This window comes from Mucilaginibacter sp. (assembly GCF_028288225.1).
In the GTDB taxonomy this organism is placed as follows: Bacteria; Bacteroidota; Bacteroidia; order Sphingobacteriales; family Sphingobacteriaceae; genus Mucilaginibacter.
On sequence record NZ_JAQBOC010000014.1, the window covers coordinates 1 to 18,567 of the forward strand.

Here is an 18,567-nt window from a genome sequence, read left to right on the forward strand (position 1 = left end):
TCCCATTCTAATCGGGTCATCGGCTAATGCGCCTGATGTTAAAGTAAATGACCCTTTCGGATTGATGTAATGCTGGCCGATCAATACCAAATTAACCTGACCCATCAATTTACTGTTAACGCCAATCATGAAATCAGCATCCTTCATAAATGCCAAAGTCACGAACTGCGCGTCCCCGGCAGCACAAATTAAGGCATCAAATTTTCCTACCTGCTTGTAAAAGTTTTCTATCGACTCGGTTGATGATATGTCTACCTGTATATCACTGCTTTTTGAACCGGCCTTAATTACTTCATGATCTTTTTGTAATGCGGCAGTTACGTGTTTTCCGATGGTACCTGTGGCACCTATAATTAATATTTTCATATTCGCTTTTTTTGACAAAATTGATCCAAAACTTTACCTTTGTCAAGTAATGGCACATTTGTCAAGTATTGACATCAAAGACACTAATACACATTTTCAGCATGTTAGCAGAGAAAATAATTGAAAAAAAAGTAGCGCCGGATTGTGATTGCTCAATAATAGGATCAATCAGTATCATAAGTGGCAAGTGGAAACCCGTTATTATCTGGATGTTATTATCAGGCCCCAAGCGATTTGGTGAGCTTCATAAAGCAATTCAAGGTATAGCACTAAAGGTATTATCCAGGCACTTAAAAGAACTGGAGGCTGACGGTATCATCAATCGGAAGGTATATGCCGAAGTTCCGCCAAAGGTGGAGTATACACTCACTGAAAAGGGGATGTCGCTCAACGATATAATGCAGCTATTAGCAGAATGGGGTAAAAAGAATACATTAGCCGAATAAGATATTTTAGCATATATCAAAGAATACCTTCGCTATTCGGGATAGGGATTAGCATAAGTCATACCACCCATAGTTCAGTCGCATTAGTCGTTACGGAAGGGAAAATCGATTGAGTGTCTTCAAGCATAAATGAATTATTATCAGCTTGTTAACTTTTTCAAATCTTGCAAAAAGTGGTTCGAAAATTGTCCTGTCAAGACGACTTTAACGATACTAATTGTAAAACCTCTTCAGCGTAATTTGGAGAGGTTTTTTTTATATGACCATATGTAATAAATTACGACCTGGAATAGAGATCGTATACTTGATAAAGCTCGCCATGCAATTATTTCATAAAGTATTTGCGTAACTTTATGATAAAACCGTTTATCATTTCCTTTCAGTTTATTACTCAATATTATTGATTTATAGGTGGTGGTTTAATGAGTCCAAAATAACCCAATATGTTACAACAGGTTTTATCATACCAGATAGCTGACAGTATTGATATAAAAACGTTCAAATCTGCATTTAAGTCAGATTTGTATTTTAGCGATACTGATGAATTATTTTACATAATAGCTGAAGGTCAATATATTTATGTTTTTAAATATGGCGTTGTTTGCTTTTTAAACTATGATGCGATCAGGGTATCTGAATTTTTAAGGTTAATATCTCCTTATTGCAAAAACAAATTTGATCAAAGTTTGGAAGAGGAATTTAAGATCCAAACGAATTCCGTGAAAAATAAGATAGGTTTCAATTCAATTGAGATCATAGGATCAGATATTGAAGTGTTGCGTTTAATAATGCTGAATGTTTCACAATCAGTTGCACTTGACTATTATCTTGAGCAAACAACTAAACTGATGGAGGAAACAAACTACCATACTCAAATACTGGAAAGCAGGGGGCGTCTTGATCTTTCAGGAATAAACTTGAAAAAATACATAGGGAGAACACTGGTATTGAAAAACCGGATCGCTGAAAACCTCTATATTTTTGATTCTCCCCCTGAAACCTGGGAAGATGAAAATCTAAATAAAATTCATAATGATCTTAGCCGAACCTTTGACTTGAAAGAAAGGTTTAGAAACATCCAGGAAGGATTAAATATTATAAAAGATAACTACGAACTTTTCAGGGATCTGTTGCAATATAGAAATAGTTACAGGCTTGAATTAGTTATCATTCTGCTGATTTTAGTGGAAGTGCTTAACATTTTCGCTCAAAAAATATTCAGTTGAATTAATTGCGGGAGCTAAAATTATCAGGATTTACTTAACTTACTTAATCACATTGGGCGGCGCTTCGTTGTTTTGAAAGGCTTTAAAGATTCAACTTTAAACAGCCAAGCCTTACAACAAATCTTCACTTCATCATCTATATTAAACATTCAGTGTCGGACATTAATAACATTCCAACTTTAAAACATTTCAACGTTAGAACACAATACATATATTTGCCTCATGACTAAAGAACAGATCCAGGATTTAAGGGATAGAGTAACTTCCCTGAGGAGGCATCTTTGACATCGACAAGAAACTCGATGCCCTGCAATTAGAACAAGAAATAACTATTGGCCCCAATTTTTGGGACCACCCTAAAGAAGCTGAAAAAGTTCTGGCTTCAATCAAAGTAAAAAAAGTATGGACCGATGCTTTCCAAAAGGTAGTTGCCACGGTTGAAGATACAGGTGTGCTTTTTGAATTTTTCCAGGCTGGCGATGCCACCGAAGCTGAAATGCAGGAGCAATATAACACCGCCATTAAAGAGGTAGAAGAGCTGGAGTTTAAAAATATGCTCTCTGCTGAAGAAGACCAGTTTAATGCCGTATTACAAATTACCGCCGGAGCTGGCGGTACTGAAAGTTGTGATTGGGCAGGCATGCTGATGCGTATGTATATTATGTGGGGCGAAAAGCACGGTTATAAAGTAACCGAGCAGGATTTCCAGGAAGGTGATGTTGCCGGAGTGAAAACCGTCACGTTGCAAATTGAAGGCGATTTTACGTACGGTTATTTAAAAGGCGAAAATGGCGTACACCGTTTAGTACGGATCTCGCCATTTGATTCAAATGCTAAACGGCACACCTCGTTTGCATCTGTTTATGTATATCCGCTGGTGGATGATACCATTGAGATCGAGGTGAAAGATGCAGACATTGAATTTGAGACTTTCCGGTCAGGCGGTGCCGGTGGGCAGAACGTGAACAAGGTAGAGACTGCCGTTCGTTTATATCACAAACCATCAGGCATTATTATCAAAAACCAGGAATCGCGCTCACAATTGCAGAATAAGGAAAATGCAATCAGGTTGCTGAAATCGCAATTGTATGAGGCTGAAATGCGCAAGCGGATGGAATTAAGTAATGCGGTAGAAGGGAACAAAAAGAAGATAGAATGGGGCTCACAGATCCGCAACTATGTATTACACCCGTATAAACTGGTTAAGGATTTGCGTACAGATCATGAAACATCAAACGCTGCCGCAGTATTGGATGGCGACCTTGACGAATTTTTAAAGTCGTACCTAATGGAGTTTGGCGGCCCGAAGAGTTAATGTTGAGTTAATTAGGTTGATTTTGTGAGTGGTTGATTAAGTTGTATAATCAATAAGAACACCTAAAGAAATTATTAGTTATGAAAACAATAGTTAATCCGGTTGATAGTGTAGTTCAATCCATGCGAAAAATCAGAGATGAAATAAGTAGTGAGATAAAGGATATGACGTTTGCCGAAGAGCGCGAGTATCTGGATAAGCTGTTAAAAGATGGGCGCGAAAAAATCAACACACAAAGGATAAAGAGTAACTCGTCTAAAAGTTAATCATTATGAAGACAATTTTGTGTGCCCTGATGCTTATGAGTGCCGTTATTTTAACCCATGCGCAGGAAAAACCGTGGCCTTTGTATCCAAATGGGGTACCTAATGCAAAACCAACCCCCAAAACCTATATTGAAAAAATTGATAAGGATTGGATCTTCAAAGTAACCACCCCTACCATCACACCTTACTTGCCTGGAAAGGGAACTGCAAATGGCGCAGCAATAATTATATTTCCGGGCGGCGGGTACTCCGGTCTTTCAATGGAAAACGAAGGATCAAGTATTGCGCTGGCCTTTAATAAAATTGGGGTAACAGCCTTTGTAGTAAAATACCGTTTGCCCAGCGACAGTATTATGGTTGATAAAACCATTGGCCCTTTGCAGGATGCACAACAGGCTGTTTTAATGGTACGTAAAAATGCTGATAAGTGGGGTTTAAAGACGGATAGAATAGGTATCATCGGTTTTTCAGCCGGGGGACACCTGGCTTCAACAGAAGGAACACATTTTGATAAGGTTGTTATTGATAATAAAGATAACATCAGCGTTAGGCCTGATTTTATGATGTTGCTTTACCCGGTTATCTCTTTTGGCCCCATGGCCCACGCCGGCACACGCGAAAGCCTGCTAGGCAAAACCCCAACAGCCGATCTTTTGACCCTGTATAGTAATGAAAAGCAGGTAACAGCCAATACCCCGCCAACCTTTCTGGTCCACGCAGAGGATGATACCGTTGTTCCGGTACAAAACAGCCTGATGTTTTATGAAGCCTTGCTAAGCGCAAAGGTTAAAGCCGAGATGCACCTTTTCCAGGCAGGCGGCCATGGTTTTGGGTTAAATAACTCCAAAAGCAAAAACAAATGGATGGATTGGGCTAAGAATTGGTTGGAAGAAAATGGATTTATTCCCCCAGCCCCCTAAAAGGGGGAGCTTTTGAGTTGCCCCGGGCTTTATGCTTCCGTTCCCCCTTCAGGGGGTTAAGGGGCTATGTCTCAATTATCTCTAGCAACTCATTCAATTCGTCAACCTTATCTGATGATCCTAAATGCTCATAAGAGCTGATGAGGTTGCGGAGTACCCGCCTGATAATATCAGTATTTGAACAGGGCTCATAAAATTGTTTATCAAACTTTAAATTCAGCTGCTTTAAAAACATATCCACATCCCGGCGTCCAAAAATAAAGCCTTTGTTAAAAGCATTTATGTAAAATAAAATGCCGCCTTCAAACTCGCTTTGCAGGCTATCATCAAGATAGGCCAAAATAAAATGCTGTGGCAGGTTTACACCATAAACCGGAATGTCCAGCTTTTGGGCTATGATAGAATAAATTATCGCCAGCGAGATCTGGTTGCCCTTCTTTGTTTCCAGCACCTGGTTTATGTAACTGTTTTGCGGGTCCTGGTGATTGGTGGTATTGCCGCTAAAACCATAAATGTTGTAAAACACATGGTTTATAAGCTTGATCTGCTCCGCCGGACTCGCCTCATTCATCATCTGGATCCAGATATCGCGCTTAATGGTTTCTATCTGGTTAATAACCTTTTGTTCGTCAAGATCGGGGTATTGATAACGATTAATGATCAGGATGCCCTGCAGCAGGTCGAATGCGCCGCTTTGATGCCAAAGCTGGAGGTCTTTTTTTACGATATCAAACTGGATCTCGTGCACCAGGTTGGCTATGCGCTCCTGTTGGATAGTGTCAAAAGCCTGCTCCCAGGCTTGTTCTAAATATTCTATGGCTTCCGGCCCGTAAGAGAGTAATTTCTGATGAACGTGCTCAAATATCTCCCCATCCGGATCGTCCAGTAAACGTATCAATGAATTTACTTCTGTTGGATTTATCATGCTATACTGCTAAAATACTAAACGTTTGTATATTTTTACAGCCATGTTTAATTTAAGGTTCGCGAAAGACTACCTGTTTCATCGGCTTAAAGCAAAAAACAGGCATGGTGTGCACTCTCCATTTGTTTACCGGCTGATTGATAATGTAATTTACGATTTTGAATCAAAAAAAGTATATGCCGAGGTTGAGAATGTGCGCAAGCAGCTATTTATTGACAATAGAATTATAACCATAACAGACCTTGGCGCGGGATCACACGTAAATAATAACCGGCAAAAAAAGATCAGTGACGTTGCTCATAACGCCCTTAAACCGCCAAAGCTGGCTCAGTTACTTTATCGGCTGGTAGCTGATCTTAAGCCCAATAATATTATTGAATTAGGCACTTGCTTAGGTATTACAACCCTTTACCTGCAAAAGGCAGCGCCCGGTGCCAAAGTTTACACCATGGAGGGCTGCCCCGAAACTGCCAAAATAGCCAAAGAAACATTTAAAAAAGGGAGCATAGCAGCTGTTGAACCGGTAATAGGCAATTTTGATGATACCCTGCCCGGAGTTATTGAAAATTTAGACCAGCTTGATTTTGTTTTTGTAGATGGCAACCACCAGAAAGATGCCACGCTGCAATACTTTAAATGGTGCCTGCCCAAAGTGCACGAGAACACCATGCTTATTTTTGATGATATTTACTGGAGTACCGGCATGAAAGAAGCCTGGGCGCAGATAAAAGCGCATCCACAGGTTACCGTTACTATTGACCTGTTTTGGATTGGACTGGTATTTTTTAAACCGGGACAGGCAAAGGAAGATTTCCTTGTAAAAGTATAGTTAATGTGCAGATGTGCAAATTTCTGATATGCGGATAAAAGGATGGATAATCTTTTCAGTATACTTCAATAAAACTTCATCCGCACATTTGCGTATCGTTTCTCATTCGCACATTTGCATATCTGCGCATTCGCACATCGTTTCCTCATCCGCACATTTGCACATTCGAAATCCGCACATCAATCAAAAGCTTTGTCCCAGCGCTATATAAAACCCGCTTTCCCTTTTCTCGCCTGCAGGCTTTTGACCTACACCATAATCTAAGCGGATAGCGAGGCCTTTTTCAACATCAAAAAAGTAACGTACGCCGCCACCATAGTTAGGCTTTAACTGGGCTGTGCTAAATGTGGAATGAAATACTTCTCCTGTACCAACAAAGCCAACTATCCCAAAGCGGTTATCAACCCGGTAACGTAATTCCGTTTGTCCTGCAATATAATTCCTATCGCGGTAGCGGCCCTGGTAATAACCCCGCATCATTTCGTCACTTCCCATTTGTGGTAATAAATAAAACGGTGAGCGACCGCCGGTAAGGCTCTGTTCCTGGATATCGAACCCTAAAACCAGCTTGCGGGCCAGCAAAAAGAATTGTGAATATTCAATATTAAAAAAACCGCCCCTATAGCTGTTATTGGCATAAGTGCCATGCATTATGTTATAATAACTGCTGATGATCATCCCTTTAGTGGTGTAAGTGTTGTTATTACGGGTATCAAATGTAAAGCTCGGGCCTATGTAAGCACTTGCACCGCCATGCCCATCCTGAACCGCAGGATCGGAGTTTATCGTGCTGTTTAGATTAGGATCGTATTTGTAAAAATATTTTATTACGCCTGCCACACAACCCAGGTAAAAATAATCGCCAAAACGCTTTTCACCCGCGATGCCAACTTTATAACGCTTTTCAGCCACATGATCCAATGCAGACAGTTTGGTATTGTTACCCACACCATAAAAGCTAAAGGGGTAGTTGTAATAGCTGATTACCCCGGTATAGTGAAACTTGTTTTTTGGGGTCCAGTAATTGACATTAAGGCTAAGCTTTGCCTGCCCCTTTGTGGTGATGGTTGAATAGCCGAAAAGACTGGATACCCTGGTATCATGGCCAAGCGTATCGGTATAAAAAGACAGCAGTGCTGCGCCGCCAAACTCAATTCCGGTTTCGGGTGCTGAACTTAGCGCAGGCAATAATACAAAGCTGGGTTTACGGCTGCTATCTTTCTTAAAATACATTTGCCTGATAAACTTTGGCAAAAAATTCAATTGTGCAAAAACGCCCTGGAAGCTAAACAGGAATATGAGTAGAATAAAAAGTTTTTTCATGTAACGCAGATGTTGCGAAGATAAGGGCATTTTGGGTATAATAAATACTTAAGAGATAAAAAGCTTGTCTCCGTGTTGCCTCCGTGATAATGAATTAACCACGGAGATCACAAAGGACGCACAGTGATCACAGAGATCAAATTACAAGCAGAAATTGAGGCAGGGACGAACTTTTGCTTCTTCAAATCAATTATAATCCATCAAAATACCTACTTTTGCACCAAATTTATTGATCTGAAAAATGAGCACTACAAGAGGTCCGATATCGCAGTTTATTGAAAGAAATTACCTGCACTTTAATGCAGCAGCATTGGTTGATGCCGCAAAAGGTTATGAAACACATCTGCTTGAAGGCGGTAAGATGATGGTAACCCTGGCCGGAGCCATGAGTACAGCCGAGTTGGGCATTTCATTGGCCGAGATGATCCGCGAGGGTAAGATTGACATCATATCATGCACAGGCGCCAACCTTGAAGAAGACATTATGAACCTGGTAGCACACTCGCACTACAAACGTGTTCCCAATTACCGCGACCTTAGTCCGCAGGATGAGTGGGACCTGCTCGAAAATCATTATAACCGCGTAACTGATACCTGTATCCCGGAGGAAGAAGCTTTCCGCCGTTTGCAAAAACATATTCATAAGATCTGGAAAGATGCCGACATCAATGGCGAACGCTTTTTTCCGCATGAGTTTATGTACAAGATCTTAAACAGCGGCGAACTGGAGCAATACTACGAGATCGATCCAAAAAATTCATGGATGCTGGCCGCAGCAGAAAAAAATCTTCCAATTGTTGTACCGGGATGGGAAGACAGCACAATGGGTAATATCTTCGCATCATATGTTATAAAAGGCGAAATAAAACCAACCACCATGAAGAGCGGTATTGAGTATATGGCATGGCTTGCTGATTGGTATGTAAAAAATTCCGCAGGCAAGGGGATAGGCTTTTTCCAGATTGGCGGTGGCATTGCCGGCGATTTCCCGATCTGTGTAGTGCCAATGCTTTACCAGGACATGGAAATGCCTGAGATCCCTTTCTGGAGCTATTTCTGCCAGATCTCTGATTCAACAACATCATATGGCTCATACTCAGGCGCTGTACCGAACGAAAAAATAACATGGGGCAAGCTGGATATCCACACGCCTAAATTTATTGTTGAAAGCGACGCTACTATTGTAGCACCGTTGATTTTTGCGTGGATTTTAGGGCAATAGATTAAGATTTTTCGTCTTATAAGGGCCTGGTATTGTCAGTTGACAAGTACCAGGCTTTTTTGTTGGGTGTCGTTTTCATACAAAAAACATTCATAATTCTCCATTTAATTGATCCCTGATCATTTTGCCGATGTCGGTAAAATGATCCATTAGCTAAGATGAAAAGTCAAGTAAACGCCTCAGACCATTTTACCGATGTCGGTAAAATGGTTAGTTTGATAAGCGGCAAATGTGGACTTATATATTGCAGATCATTTTCGTGATGCCACGAAAATGATCTGTTAGTTAAGATAGAATTGGGGGTTCAAAAAGCACCATTTTCGTGACCTCACGAAAATGGTCGCTATAATGGCAAGTTGTGAAAGACACCGGCCTTGTTCAAACAAATGTGAATATATTCCGTATATTGCCTATACGATACCTCTTTATGAAAAATTACTGCCTGTATTTATTACTGATTTGTATTATAGCCATATCCGCCTGCTCGCCCAAAGGGCCTTATGCACTTACCAACAAAATATATAAAGACAAAACAAAAAATTTTACCGAAACCATAAAACAGGAACTGCCAGCGGCACTTGCTGATAGTACCGGGGCTGTTATCCCTTCGGAGTTTATAGGCACAGTGAACTTTGGCATCCGCAAGCCCAATTTTGTTATCATCCATTTTACTGCGCAGGATTCGGTGCAGCAAACGCTAAAAACTTTTACTGTTACCCAAACACAAACCAGCGCACATTACGTGATAGCTAAAAACGGCAAGGTGTTTCACATGGTAAATGATTACCTGCGTGCTAATCACGCCGGCGTAGGGAAATGGGGTAGTGTTACAGATATGAACAGCTGTTCGATAGGCATCGAGATCGACAATAATAGTAATGAACCATTTACCACTCCGCAGATAAACAGCCTGCTGGTATTATTGGCCCAGCTTAAAAAGGCCTATAATATTCCACAGGCAAACTTTATTGGTCACCAGGATTTTGCCCCCAAACGTAAACCAGATCCTGGTCCGTTATTTCCATGGAGCGTATTAGCACAGCATGGCTTCGGCTACTGGAGCGATGATATTTTGGAATTGCCGCCGGATAATTTTGATTATACCATTGCCCTGCGACTGATAGGCTACGACACTTCGGATATTAATGCCGCCATAGTAGCATTTAAGCGGCATTTTGTACAAACAGACATTAGTCCGCAATTAACGCAGCTGGATTTAAATGTGCTGTATAATGTATTTGTGAAATACAGTTTGCAGTAGGATTATAAATACTGCAAACTGTTTACTAACAACCACCGGCTACTTCTTAACCCAACCATCCTTTAATGTCACCGTTCTGTTAAACACCAGCTTATCAGCCGTCGAGTTTTTATCCAGCGTAAAATAGCCCTTACGCATAAACTGGTAGCCTTTACCGGGTATAGCTGCCGCCAAATCAGCCTCTATATAAGCATTGGGCAATATCTGCAGGCTGTCCGGGTTTATATATTCTTTAAAATCGCCATCTTCGTTTGATGGGTCTTCAACCTTAAATAAACGATCATACAAACGCACTTCGGCGGTTTTGGCATGTGCTACGCTCACCCAATGGATGGTGCCTTTTACATGGATCCCGCTGGTATCGTTCTGTGATTTTGATTCCGGGATATACGTACAATGGATCTCGGTCACATTCCCGTCTGCATCTTTAACAAAGCTATCGCATTTAACAATATAAGCACTTTTAAGGCGCACCATCAGCCCAACACCCAGGCGGAAAAATTTCTTTGGAGGTTCCTCCATAAAATCATCCCGCTCAATCCACAATTCATTGCTGAACGGGATGTCCCTGCCGCCTTCGCCGCCTTCAACCTCGGGGTTATTTTCACTGAAAAGCATTTCAGTCTGGCTTTCGGGATAGTTCGTGATCACCATTTTTATTGGATCGAGCACTGCCATGCGGCGCCAGGCTGTTTTGTTCAGATCCTCGCGAATGCAGAATTCCAGCAGACCTACATCTATCATATTCTCGCGCTTGGCAACACCAATTCGCTCACAGAATTCACGAATGGAACCGGGAGTATAGCCCCTGCGACGTAAGCCGCTAATGGTAGGCATGCGCGGATCGTCCCAGCCGTCAACAAAATTTTCCTCAACCAATTGCAGCAGCTTGCGCTTGCTCATTACTGTGTAGTTAAGGTTTAAACGTGCAAACTCGTATTGTTTTGACGGAAAGATCTCCAGTTTTTCAATGAACCAATTGTACAGGTCGCGGTGCGAAACAAATTCAAGCGTACAAACAGAATGGGTGATCTCTTCAATAGCGTCTGATTCGCCATGGGCAAAATCATACATCGGGTAGATACACCATTTATCACCCGTGCGATGATGATGTGTATGTTTAATACGGTACATCAACGGATCGCGCATCAGCATATTTGGCGAAGCAAGGTCAATCTTTGCACGCAGCACTTTAGCACCATCAGGATATTTACCGGCCTTCATATCGGCAAACAGCTGCAGGTTCTCTCCCACGCTGCGGCTGCGGTATTGGTTTGGCGTACCGGCTTCAGTAGGTGTTCCCTTTTGTGCGGCAATTTCCTCGGCTGTGCTGTCATCAACATAAGCCAGGCCCTTTTTTATCAGGTCAATAGCAAATTCGTAAAGCTTGTCAAAATAATCAGATGCATAAAGCTCATTGGCCCAATCAAAGCCAAGCCATTTTACGTCTTCTTTAATGCTGTCGACATATTCAGTTTCTTCCTTGCTGGGGTTGGTATCATCAAAGCGAAGATTAGTTTGACCGCCATACCGCTGTGCCAGGCCAAAATTTAAGCATATAGATTTGGCGTGCCCAATATGCAGGTAGCCATTAGGCTCGGGCGGAAAACGGGTAAGCACCCTTTTGCCGTTTTTACCGGCAGCTAAATCCTCTTCGACTATTTCTTCTAAAAAATTTAATGATCTTTCTTCGCTCATGATATTTGTACAATCCCGCAAAAATAAGAAATTCATATTGGTTAGGCTAATGGTATCAAAAAGCTTTGCTCAGGTCACAAACATTTTTTACCCCCTCCCAGCCTCCCCCTAAGCTTAGGGGGAGGAGCGATTTGCGAGGTGTAGAAAAAAAGTTGCAAGAAAAGTCTACCACATGTTTTTTTCCCTCCCCTTTTTAAGGGTAGGCCGGGTGGGGTAAGAAAAGGCTTATGGTTTCCACCGTTTCATGCCCTGGTTGAAGTTGCCGGAGCTTCTTCGCACAGGCATTTCTTTTATCACAAACATTTTTTACCCCCTCCCAACCTCCCCTAAGTTTAGGGGGAGGAGCGATTTGCGAGGTGTAGAAAGAATAAAATATTCTATATCTTTAAATTATCAACCATTCTTCTTCCTCCTCCCCCTTTTTAAGGGGAGGCCGGGAGGGGTAAAAAATGACTGTCAGAACCATGAACCCCGTCACAGCCTTATGTCGCCAGCTTAGAAACAATGCCACTCCTTCTGAAAAATTGTTATGGGCTGAAATAAGAAGACGCGACATCGGCGGTGAAAAGTTTTTGCGGCAGTTTCCCATATTTATTATCCAGGGGATGGGGCGAAAAGCTTTTTATATTGCCGATTTTTATTGTGCCCAACATAAGCTGGTTATTGAAGTTGACGGTCCGATTCATCTGTTAAAAAAAGAATATGATAATAACCGGGATCTAGTGATGCGGGAGTGGGGTTTTGATATTTTGCGTTTTACCAATGACGAGGTTGAGCGTAGTTTAAATAACGTAATAGGAAAGATTGAAGCATATATTTCGACCCGGTCAAAGAATATTAACACTTTAACCTAAATTATGATATGGAAACTAAAGCTATTCCTTTCAAGTAACTTCAGTTAAACTGTGGTAAATGCGATACAATACTTATTTCATTGCCGTCCCTTTTTAAGGGACGGATAAAATAGCCAAACATATAGGGGCTTTAGCCAAATTATTCGGTAAGCTTAGTCTTCATTTTGTTCTCAATTTTCTTCTTACTTTTACAGCCAACCAATCCGCTTTAAATGAGCACACCTTTTAATCGCCCTATCCGTGTTTTAGTTGCCAAAGTTGGGCTCGACGGGCATGACCGCGGCGCACGTATTATTGCTACTTCCCTGCGTGATGCAGGTATGGAGGTGATCTATACCGGACTGCGCCAAACGCCCGAAATGGTGGTAAATACTGCCCTGCAAGAGGATGTTGACGCTATTGGCATCTCTATACTTTCAGGAGCGCACATGACGGTTTTCCCAAAGATCATTAACCTTATTAAAGAAAAGGGCATGGACGATGTGCTGGTTACTGGTGGCGGCATTATTCCGCAGGATGATATGGATGCGCTTAAACAGATTGGCGTGGGTGAACTTTTCCCACCGGGCACCACCACACAGGATATTGTTAAATACATAACCCATTGGGTGCATCAGCACCGTAATTTTTAATTGCTGAACATCATGTTATTCCAAAATTTACTGATAGAAAATAAAGAACGGATCCGGTATATTATTATTAACCGCGAAAGTAAACTGAACGCGCTTAATAAAGCTACCCTTGCCGAATTACATACTGCCATTGTTGATGCCTTTAACACGGCAACCGTTGGCGGCATTATTGTAACCGGTGCCGGGCAAAAAGCTTTTGTTGCCGGGGCTGATATTGCAGAATTTGTTGACCTTGATGCCGCAGGCGGCCGTCTGCTGGCACAGCACGGACAAACAACTGTCTTCGATGTGATTGAGAATGGCAACAAACCCGTAATTGCTGCTGTTAACGGTTTTGCTTTGGGCGGAGGATTAGAGTTGGCCATGGCCTGCCATATCCGCGTAGCATCCGACAATGCAAAAATGGGTTTGCCTGAAGTTTCTTTAGGCTTGATGCCAGGGTATGGCGGCACCCAACGCTTAACCCAGCTGGTTGGCAAAGGAAAAGCTTTGGAAATAATCCTTACGGCCGATATGGTAACTGCAGCTGAAGCGCATCAATACGGTTTGGTTAACCATGTGGTAAGCCAGGATGAGCTATTACCTAAAGCCGAAGAAATTTTAAATAAGATCCTATTACGGGCGCCATTAGCAATAACGGCTGCAATAACCGCTGTAAATGCAGGCACAAAACATGGCGTTAATGGTTTTGAAACGGAAATAGAAGAGTTTGGAAAATGCTTCGGAACGGAAGATTTTAAAGAAGGTGTTTCGGCCTTTTTAGCGAAACGAAAACCCGATTTTAAAGGGAAATAGGCCAATTTTTACACTGTCCTGACTATTATGCCTCAATGGTCAAAAATTAATTTACTGTTAATCAAACGATTGAATAATCGTGACAATAGGATGAAAAATCGTGTTAATTTGTGATGTTACTTTGCTTCGTGTTTAATAAAAACACAACAATTTAATAACACATACAGTCATGAAAAGTACATTAAAAATTTCAGCTTTAATTTTAGCTTTTGCCGGATTAACACTGGGCGCAAAAGCACAAACATCAACAACAACTACTACTAAAACTTCAACTTCGTCAAACGGGGTAATTTTAAGCGTAGGCGTTGACGCGGGTATCCCTACAGGTAAATTATCAGATTCATACAACTGGAACATTGGTGGTTCAGTGCAGGCGGATATCCCGGTCGCACAAAACTTATTTGTTACTGTTAATGCAGGTTACAACAGCATCCAGGGTAAAAACAACATCACAGTTGTTAATCCGGGTGGTACGGCAACTTTTGATGCTGCCAACATCCAATTGTTACCAGTAAAGGCCGGTTTAAAATACTTCGTTGTACCTAACTTTTATGTACAGGGAGAAGCCGGTGCTGCATTTGCTTTAAACAAGTCAGACGTTGGTTTTGATAAATCAGCAGCATTTGTTTACGCTCCGCAGGTTGGTTACCAGTTTCCGTTAGGTGGCAAAAGCTATCTTGATGCAGGTGTAAGGTATGAAGCCTCAACCAAATTCAACAGCAATATTGATAACAGCAAAGTAAACTTCTTTGGCTTGCGCGTTGCTTATGCTTTCGGGCTGTAAGCAAGAAAAGAGCCAGGGAATCAAGCGTCAGGAATCAAGGAAGAAAAAAGAAATCAAAAATCAGGACAGAATAGTAAACTGCTAATTTTTCCGCTGTCCTGACTCTTGTCATCTTGATTCCCGACTCTTTTTTCCGCACACATCTACCTATAAAAGTGAGGGAGGCCGCAAGCCTCCTTTTTTAGTTTATATAACTTTTTATCGCTCAAAAACGTATGATGGGATATAATTTATAAATTAGCGGATTAACATGTCAATTAACGTGTAAAAAAGCCACTTATCAGTAAACAGTAATTGCTTTATGAAGAAAATACTCATCATTGATGATGAAGTTAATGTTGCGTTATTACTTTCAAAGTTTTTAACGCGCAATGGGTTTGATGTAACTACGGCCTCAACCGGAAGTATTGGTATGGAGTATCTTAAAAATGGAGATTTTAACCTGGTGTTATGTGATTTCAGGCTGGAGGATACCGATGGGCGCGAGATGCTTAAAAACATAAAAACGCAATATCCTAAAACCGGGGTGATCATCATCACCGGTTATTCTGATATTAAGATGGCAGTTGAGCTGATAAAGATGGGCGCCTATGATTATATCACCAAGCCTTTATATCCCGATGAGATTTTAAATACAATTACCAAAGCTATAGAAACACATTATGCCCTGGTTGAAGATAAAGCTGTACCGGCAAGTAATGACAAATCGAGCCGTGAGAGCAAAAAACAGGTTTTTGCTAATGAATTTGTAACCGGCACCAGCAAGGTATCAAAAGAGCTGACCAGGCAGATAGAGCTGGTTGCGCCAACTAATTACAGCGTAATTATATTAGGCGAAAGCGGTACAGGTAAAGAATCGGTTGCAAAAAGCATCCACTTAAACAGCCCGCGTTATAACCAGCCATTTATTGCGATGGACTGCGGCTCGCTTACCAAAGAGCTTGCAGCAAGTGAATTTTTTGGGCACGAAAAGGGCTCATTTACCGGCGCTTTATATACCAAAATAGGCCATTTTGAAATGGCCAATGGAGGTACTTTGTTTTTGGATGAAGTGGGCAACCTATCATACGAGATCCAGGCAGCCTTACTCAGGACTGTACAGGAAAGAAAAGTAAAAAGAATAGGCAGCACAAAAGAAATTAACCTTGATGTACGCATTATCATAGCTACAAACGAAAACCTGCAGGACGGGATCCAAAAAGGAAAATTCAGGGAAGACCTTTATCATCGCTTTAATGAATTCAGTATATTTATACCGCCCTTGCGCGAGCGTGGCAATGATATAATGCTGCTTGCAGATCACTTTTTAAAAATTGCCAACCACGAGCTCGGACGCAATGTAAGCTCGTTTTCGCCGGAGGTTGTTGAAAGCTTTATGAGCTACCGCTGGCAGGGGAACATCCGCGAGATGAAAAATGTGGTACGCCGGGCTACCTTGCTTACCGAAGGTACAGAAATAACTATGAAAGCCTTGCCGCTTGAAATTTCAAACTTTAAAATGCCTGTGTTTGATTATGCACCGGTTGCAGAAATGCAGGAAATAAGAGAGAACAGGCACGATTTAAAAAATGCAGCCCTTGAGGCCGAATATGAAACGATATTAAAAGTATTAAGGGAAGTTAATTTCAATAAAACCAGGGCCGCCGAAATCTTGAACATCGACCGCAAAACTTTGTATAATAAAATGAAGGCCATTAATATTAAGTGATATGAAGGTATCTGCAAAAGTTGACAAAGCACAACCCGCAGGCATTAATAATCAAACAATGCGGGCTTTAAAGCATGATGTTAAAAACCAGCTTTCAAATATTTTACTTGCCATTGAACAACTGCGTTATGAAATTCCCGAACCTACCGCCGATTGTATGTTCTACCTGGATTCCATCTCTCTGAGCTCGGCCAGGATTGACGCCTTATTGAAGGACGTTGATTGAATGAGTCCGAAAGACGGTAAAGTCCGGAAAGGCTGAAAGAAGCTTCAATTAACGGGTTTAAAATTTGATCTTATGAACATTCCAACCTTTCAACAGGCAAGTAACAACCAAATCAACTTAATCTAACCTAATCCAACTCAATCAACTAATTTATTTCTTCCCTCTCCAAAACATTTTTCGCTCCCTGCGTTTAATAGGTATAATTTAGGCCTTAATGTCAATTTTTAACTATAAGCAACGCAATAATATTATACTTACGGGTATTATAGTACTTGGTTGCTTTTTGGTTTATGCATTAAGCGGCCTGTTTAGTTCTATCCTCGGGGCCATTGTGCTTTTCACCATATTCAGGCCCGTGTATATTCACATGGTAGAAGTTAAAGGTTGGAACAAAACACTGGTTACAGTAATGATCATTTTAACATCGCTTATAGTGATCATTATTCCCATGATGTCATTAAGCATTATGGTGGTTGGCAAAATCAGCAGTATTAATAAAAATTCATTTAATTTACAGGAATGGGTTTCAAAAATTGACGACTATGCCGGGTACAATTTTAATCAGCCGCACATCGCCGAAAATACACTTCAAAAATTAGGCTCCTACGCAACTGAGTTGTTCCCTTCTATTTTAGGCAGCGCTGCCCAAATTATAATAACCTTGCTGGTAATGTATTTTCTGCTCTATTTTATGTTTACCCAAATGCGTGAATTTGAAACAGGGCTGTTAAAATATGCTCCCTTCCGGGAGCAGCATGCTGTAAAGTTTGCAATTGCTTTGCGTAATTCCACTTATTCAAATGTATTGGGCCAGGGTATAATTGCGTTAACACAGGGAACGTTGCTGGCCAACGGTTTCTGGATCTTTGGCATCCCCGACCCCGTATTTTGGGGTGTTATAGGCACTTTTATATCATTTTTACCTATTGTAGGGGCGCCCACCCTAACCATACCGGCCGGCATTATTTTAATTGCCGGCGGCCATAGTTTAAAAGGAATTTTACTAATGGCTTATGGCTTGCTGTTTATTGGCAATATTGATAATGTAATAAGGATGATAATTAACAAACGGGTTGGTAATACCCACCCTATAATATCCATAATCGGGGTTTTTATAGGCATCCCGCTTTTTGGAATTTTAGGATTGGTATTTGGCCCATTATTGTTATCTTATTTTTTGTTATTATTGGAGATCTATGAAACCAACCGAATGGCTGCCGACAGGCTCGAGCGTATCAGGACCGGGCCCGATGGATGAGTAGAAGAGAGTCCATGGCCCATAGTCGATAGTCCATAGAGAAGTAAAAGTTTAAAGAATATCATAAACCATGGACTATGGACAATATAACAATGAACTGTTATATTTGCAAATACGGGCAATTGAAAGACAAAAAGTCCGTTTTGGTAACATTTGTCAGGATATTTAATCATAATTAAAACAATTATTCAACTTAAAAATTTATAGTATATGAACGATAACTCAAAAGTATTTGTCGCATTGCTGGTAGGGCTGGCGGCAGGAGCAGCATTAGGCGTACTATTTGCACCTGATAAAGGTAACGAAACACGTGATAAGCTCGCCGAATCATTAAAAAACCTGGGCGATTCAATTAAAGAAACAGCTTCGGCCGAAATTGAAAATCTTATTAGTTTAAAAGATAAGGTTGTTGACAGCATTAAATCAAAAATTAGCAGCGCTGAAGAAGAATACCAAGACGATTTGGAACACGCATAATTAAGTCCTGGGTCTTAAGTCTTGAGTCATTAGTGG

The 18,567-nt window shown here is 41.1% G+C and carries 20 protein-coding genes; 16 read left to right on the forward strand and 4 right to left on the reverse strand.

All coding sequences use genetic code 11. The annotated features are described in order from the left end of the window. The coding region (locus JWQ54_RS03195; RefSeq protein WP_299580099.1) for a short chain dehydrogenase at nucleotides 1-366 on the reverse strand (366 nt) is incomplete at its 3' end. A gap of 101 nt (nucleotides 367-467) precedes the next feature. Between JWQ54_RS03195 and JWQ54_RS03200 the strand changes: the two genes are divergently transcribed. The 5 genes from JWQ54_RS03200 (at nucleotide 468) to JWQ54_RS03220 (ending at nucleotide 4,539) form a co-directional block, all read left to right on the forward strand. Continuing rightward, nucleotides 468-812, forward strand: coding sequence for a helix-turn-helix domain-containing protein (locus tag JWQ54_RS03200; protein WP_299580102.1), 345 nt, complete (start codon nucleotides 468-470; stop codon nucleotides 810-812). A 443-nt stretch (nucleotides 813-1,255) separates the two neighbouring features. Then, on the forward strand, nucleotides 1,256-2,038 hold the full coding sequence (locus JWQ54_RS03205) for an RMD1 family protein (protein WP_299580105.1): 783 nt from the start codon (nucleotides 1,256-1,258) through the stop codon (nucleotides 2,036-2,038). Nucleotides 2,039-2,260: 222 nt separating this feature from the next. Beyond that, a protein-coding gene (gene prfB, locus JWQ54_RS03210) for a peptide chain release factor 2 (RefSeq protein WP_299580108.1) occupies nucleotides 2,261-3,353 on the forward strand; the annotation gives its coding sequence in 2 pieces (ribosomal slippage) (nucleotides 2,261-2,320 and nucleotides 2,322-3,353; 1,092 coding nt in all). Between the two features lie 80 nt (nucleotides 3,354-3,433). After that, nucleotides 3,434-3,619: a hypothetical protein gene (locus tag JWQ54_RS03215; protein ID WP_299580111.1), complete on the forward strand. Its 186-nt coding sequence runs from the start codon at nucleotides 3,434-3,436 to the stop codon at nucleotides 3,617-3,619. A gap of 5 nt (nucleotides 3,620-3,624) precedes the next feature. Next, entirely contained in the window at nucleotides 3,625-4,539 is a 915-nt protein-coding gene (locus JWQ54_RS03220) for an alpha/beta hydrolase (protein ID WP_299580114.1), read from the forward strand. A gap of 64 nt (nucleotides 4,540-4,603) precedes the next feature. On the opposite strand, the gene JWQ54_RS03225 is transcribed toward JWQ54_RS03220, so the two are convergent. After that, on the reverse strand, nucleotides 4,604-5,464 hold the full coding sequence (locus JWQ54_RS03225) for a transglutaminase-like domain-containing protein (protein WP_299580117.1): 861 nt from the start codon (nucleotides 5,462-5,464) through the stop codon (nucleotides 4,604-4,606). 43 nt (nucleotides 5,465-5,507) lie between these two features. On the opposite strand from JWQ54_RS03225, the gene JWQ54_RS03230 reads away from it, so the two are divergent. Further along, nucleotides 5,508-6,293 (forward strand): O-methyltransferase, encoded by a 786-nt coding sequence (locus tag JWQ54_RS03230; protein WP_299580120.1) that lies wholly within the window; start codon nucleotides 5,508-5,510, stop codon nucleotides 6,291-6,293. Between the two features lie 183 nt (nucleotides 6,294-6,476). Here JWQ54_RS03230 and JWQ54_RS03235 read toward each other — a convergent pair whose 3' ends face one another. Further along, nucleotides 6,477-7,616: a polymerase gene (locus tag JWQ54_RS03235; protein WP_299580123.1), complete on the reverse strand. Its 1,140-nt coding sequence runs from the start codon at nucleotides 7,614-7,616 to the stop codon at nucleotides 6,477-6,479. A 241-nt stretch (nucleotides 7,617-7,857) separates the two neighbouring features. Between JWQ54_RS03235 and JWQ54_RS03240 the strand changes: the two genes are divergently transcribed. Continuing rightward, on the forward strand, nucleotides 7,858-8,838 hold the full coding sequence (locus tag JWQ54_RS03240) for a deoxyhypusine synthase family protein (RefSeq protein ID WP_299580126.1): 981 nt from the start codon (nucleotides 7,858-7,860) through the stop codon (nucleotides 8,836-8,838). A gap of 427 nt (nucleotides 8,839-9,265) precedes the next feature. Further along, nucleotides 9,266-10,099: an N-acetylmuramoyl-L-alanine amidase gene (locus tag JWQ54_RS03245; protein ID WP_299580129.1), complete on the forward strand. Its 834-nt coding sequence runs from the start codon at nucleotides 9,266-9,268 to the stop codon at nucleotides 10,097-10,099. A 39-nt stretch (nucleotides 10,100-10,138) separates the two neighbouring features. Here JWQ54_RS03245 and JWQ54_RS03250 read toward each other — a convergent pair whose 3' ends face one another. Continuing rightward, the gene (locus tag JWQ54_RS03250; protein WP_299580397.1) at nucleotides 10,139-11,797 is read right to left on the reverse strand and encodes a glutamine--tRNA ligase/YqeY domain fusion protein; all 1,659 of its coding nucleotides are present in this window, start codon (nucleotides 11,795-11,797) and stop codon (nucleotides 10,139-10,141) included. 449 nt (nucleotides 11,798-12,246) lie between these two features. Between JWQ54_RS03250 and JWQ54_RS03255 the strand changes: the two genes are divergently transcribed. The 8 genes from JWQ54_RS03255 (at nucleotide 12,247) to JWQ54_RS03290 (ending at nucleotide 18,531) form a co-directional block, all read left to right on the forward strand. Then, complete coding sequence (locus tag JWQ54_RS03255; RefSeq protein WP_299580132.1) at nucleotides 12,247-12,651, forward strand: endonuclease domain-containing protein; 405 nt, start codon at nucleotides 12,247-12,249, stop codon at nucleotides 12,649-12,651. Nucleotides 12,652-12,863: 212 nt separating this feature from the next. After that, the gene (locus JWQ54_RS03260; RefSeq protein WP_299580135.1) at nucleotides 12,864-13,283 is read left to right on the forward strand and encodes a cobalamin B12-binding domain-containing protein; all 420 of its coding nucleotides are present in this window, start codon (nucleotides 12,864-12,866) and stop codon (nucleotides 13,281-13,283) included. 12 nt (nucleotides 13,284-13,295) lie between these two features. Next, nucleotides 13,296-14,078: an enoyl-CoA hydratase-related protein gene (locus JWQ54_RS03265; RefSeq protein WP_299580138.1), complete on the forward strand. Its 783-nt coding sequence runs from the start codon at nucleotides 13,296-13,298 to the stop codon at nucleotides 14,076-14,078. 169 nt (nucleotides 14,079-14,247) lie between these two features. After that, nucleotides 14,248-14,862, forward strand: coding sequence for an outer membrane beta-barrel protein (locus JWQ54_RS03270; protein ID WP_299580141.1), 615 nt, complete (start codon nucleotides 14,248-14,250; stop codon nucleotides 14,860-14,862). Nucleotides 14,863-15,163: 301 nt separating this feature from the next. Continuing rightward, complete coding sequence (locus JWQ54_RS03275; RefSeq protein WP_299580144.1) at nucleotides 15,164-16,570, forward strand: sigma-54 dependent transcriptional regulator; 1,407 nt, start codon at nucleotides 15,164-15,166, stop codon at nucleotides 16,568-16,570. Between the two features lies 1 nt (nucleotide 16,571). Further along, on the forward strand, nucleotides 16,572-16,796 hold the full coding sequence (locus tag JWQ54_RS03280) for a hypothetical protein (protein ID WP_299580147.1): 225 nt from the start codon (nucleotides 16,572-16,574) through the stop codon (nucleotides 16,794-16,796). Nucleotides 16,797-17,010: 214 nt separating this feature from the next. Beyond that, nucleotides 17,011-18,054, forward strand: coding sequence for an AI-2E family transporter (locus JWQ54_RS03285; RefSeq protein WP_299580150.1), 1,044 nt, complete (start codon nucleotides 17,011-17,013; stop codon nucleotides 18,052-18,054). 210 nt (nucleotides 18,055-18,264) lie between these two features. Beyond that, entirely contained in the window at nucleotides 18,265-18,531 is a 267-nt protein-coding gene (locus JWQ54_RS03290) for a YtxH domain-containing protein (protein ID WP_299580153.1), read from the forward strand. Nucleotides 18,532-18,567: the final 36 nt, after the last annotated feature.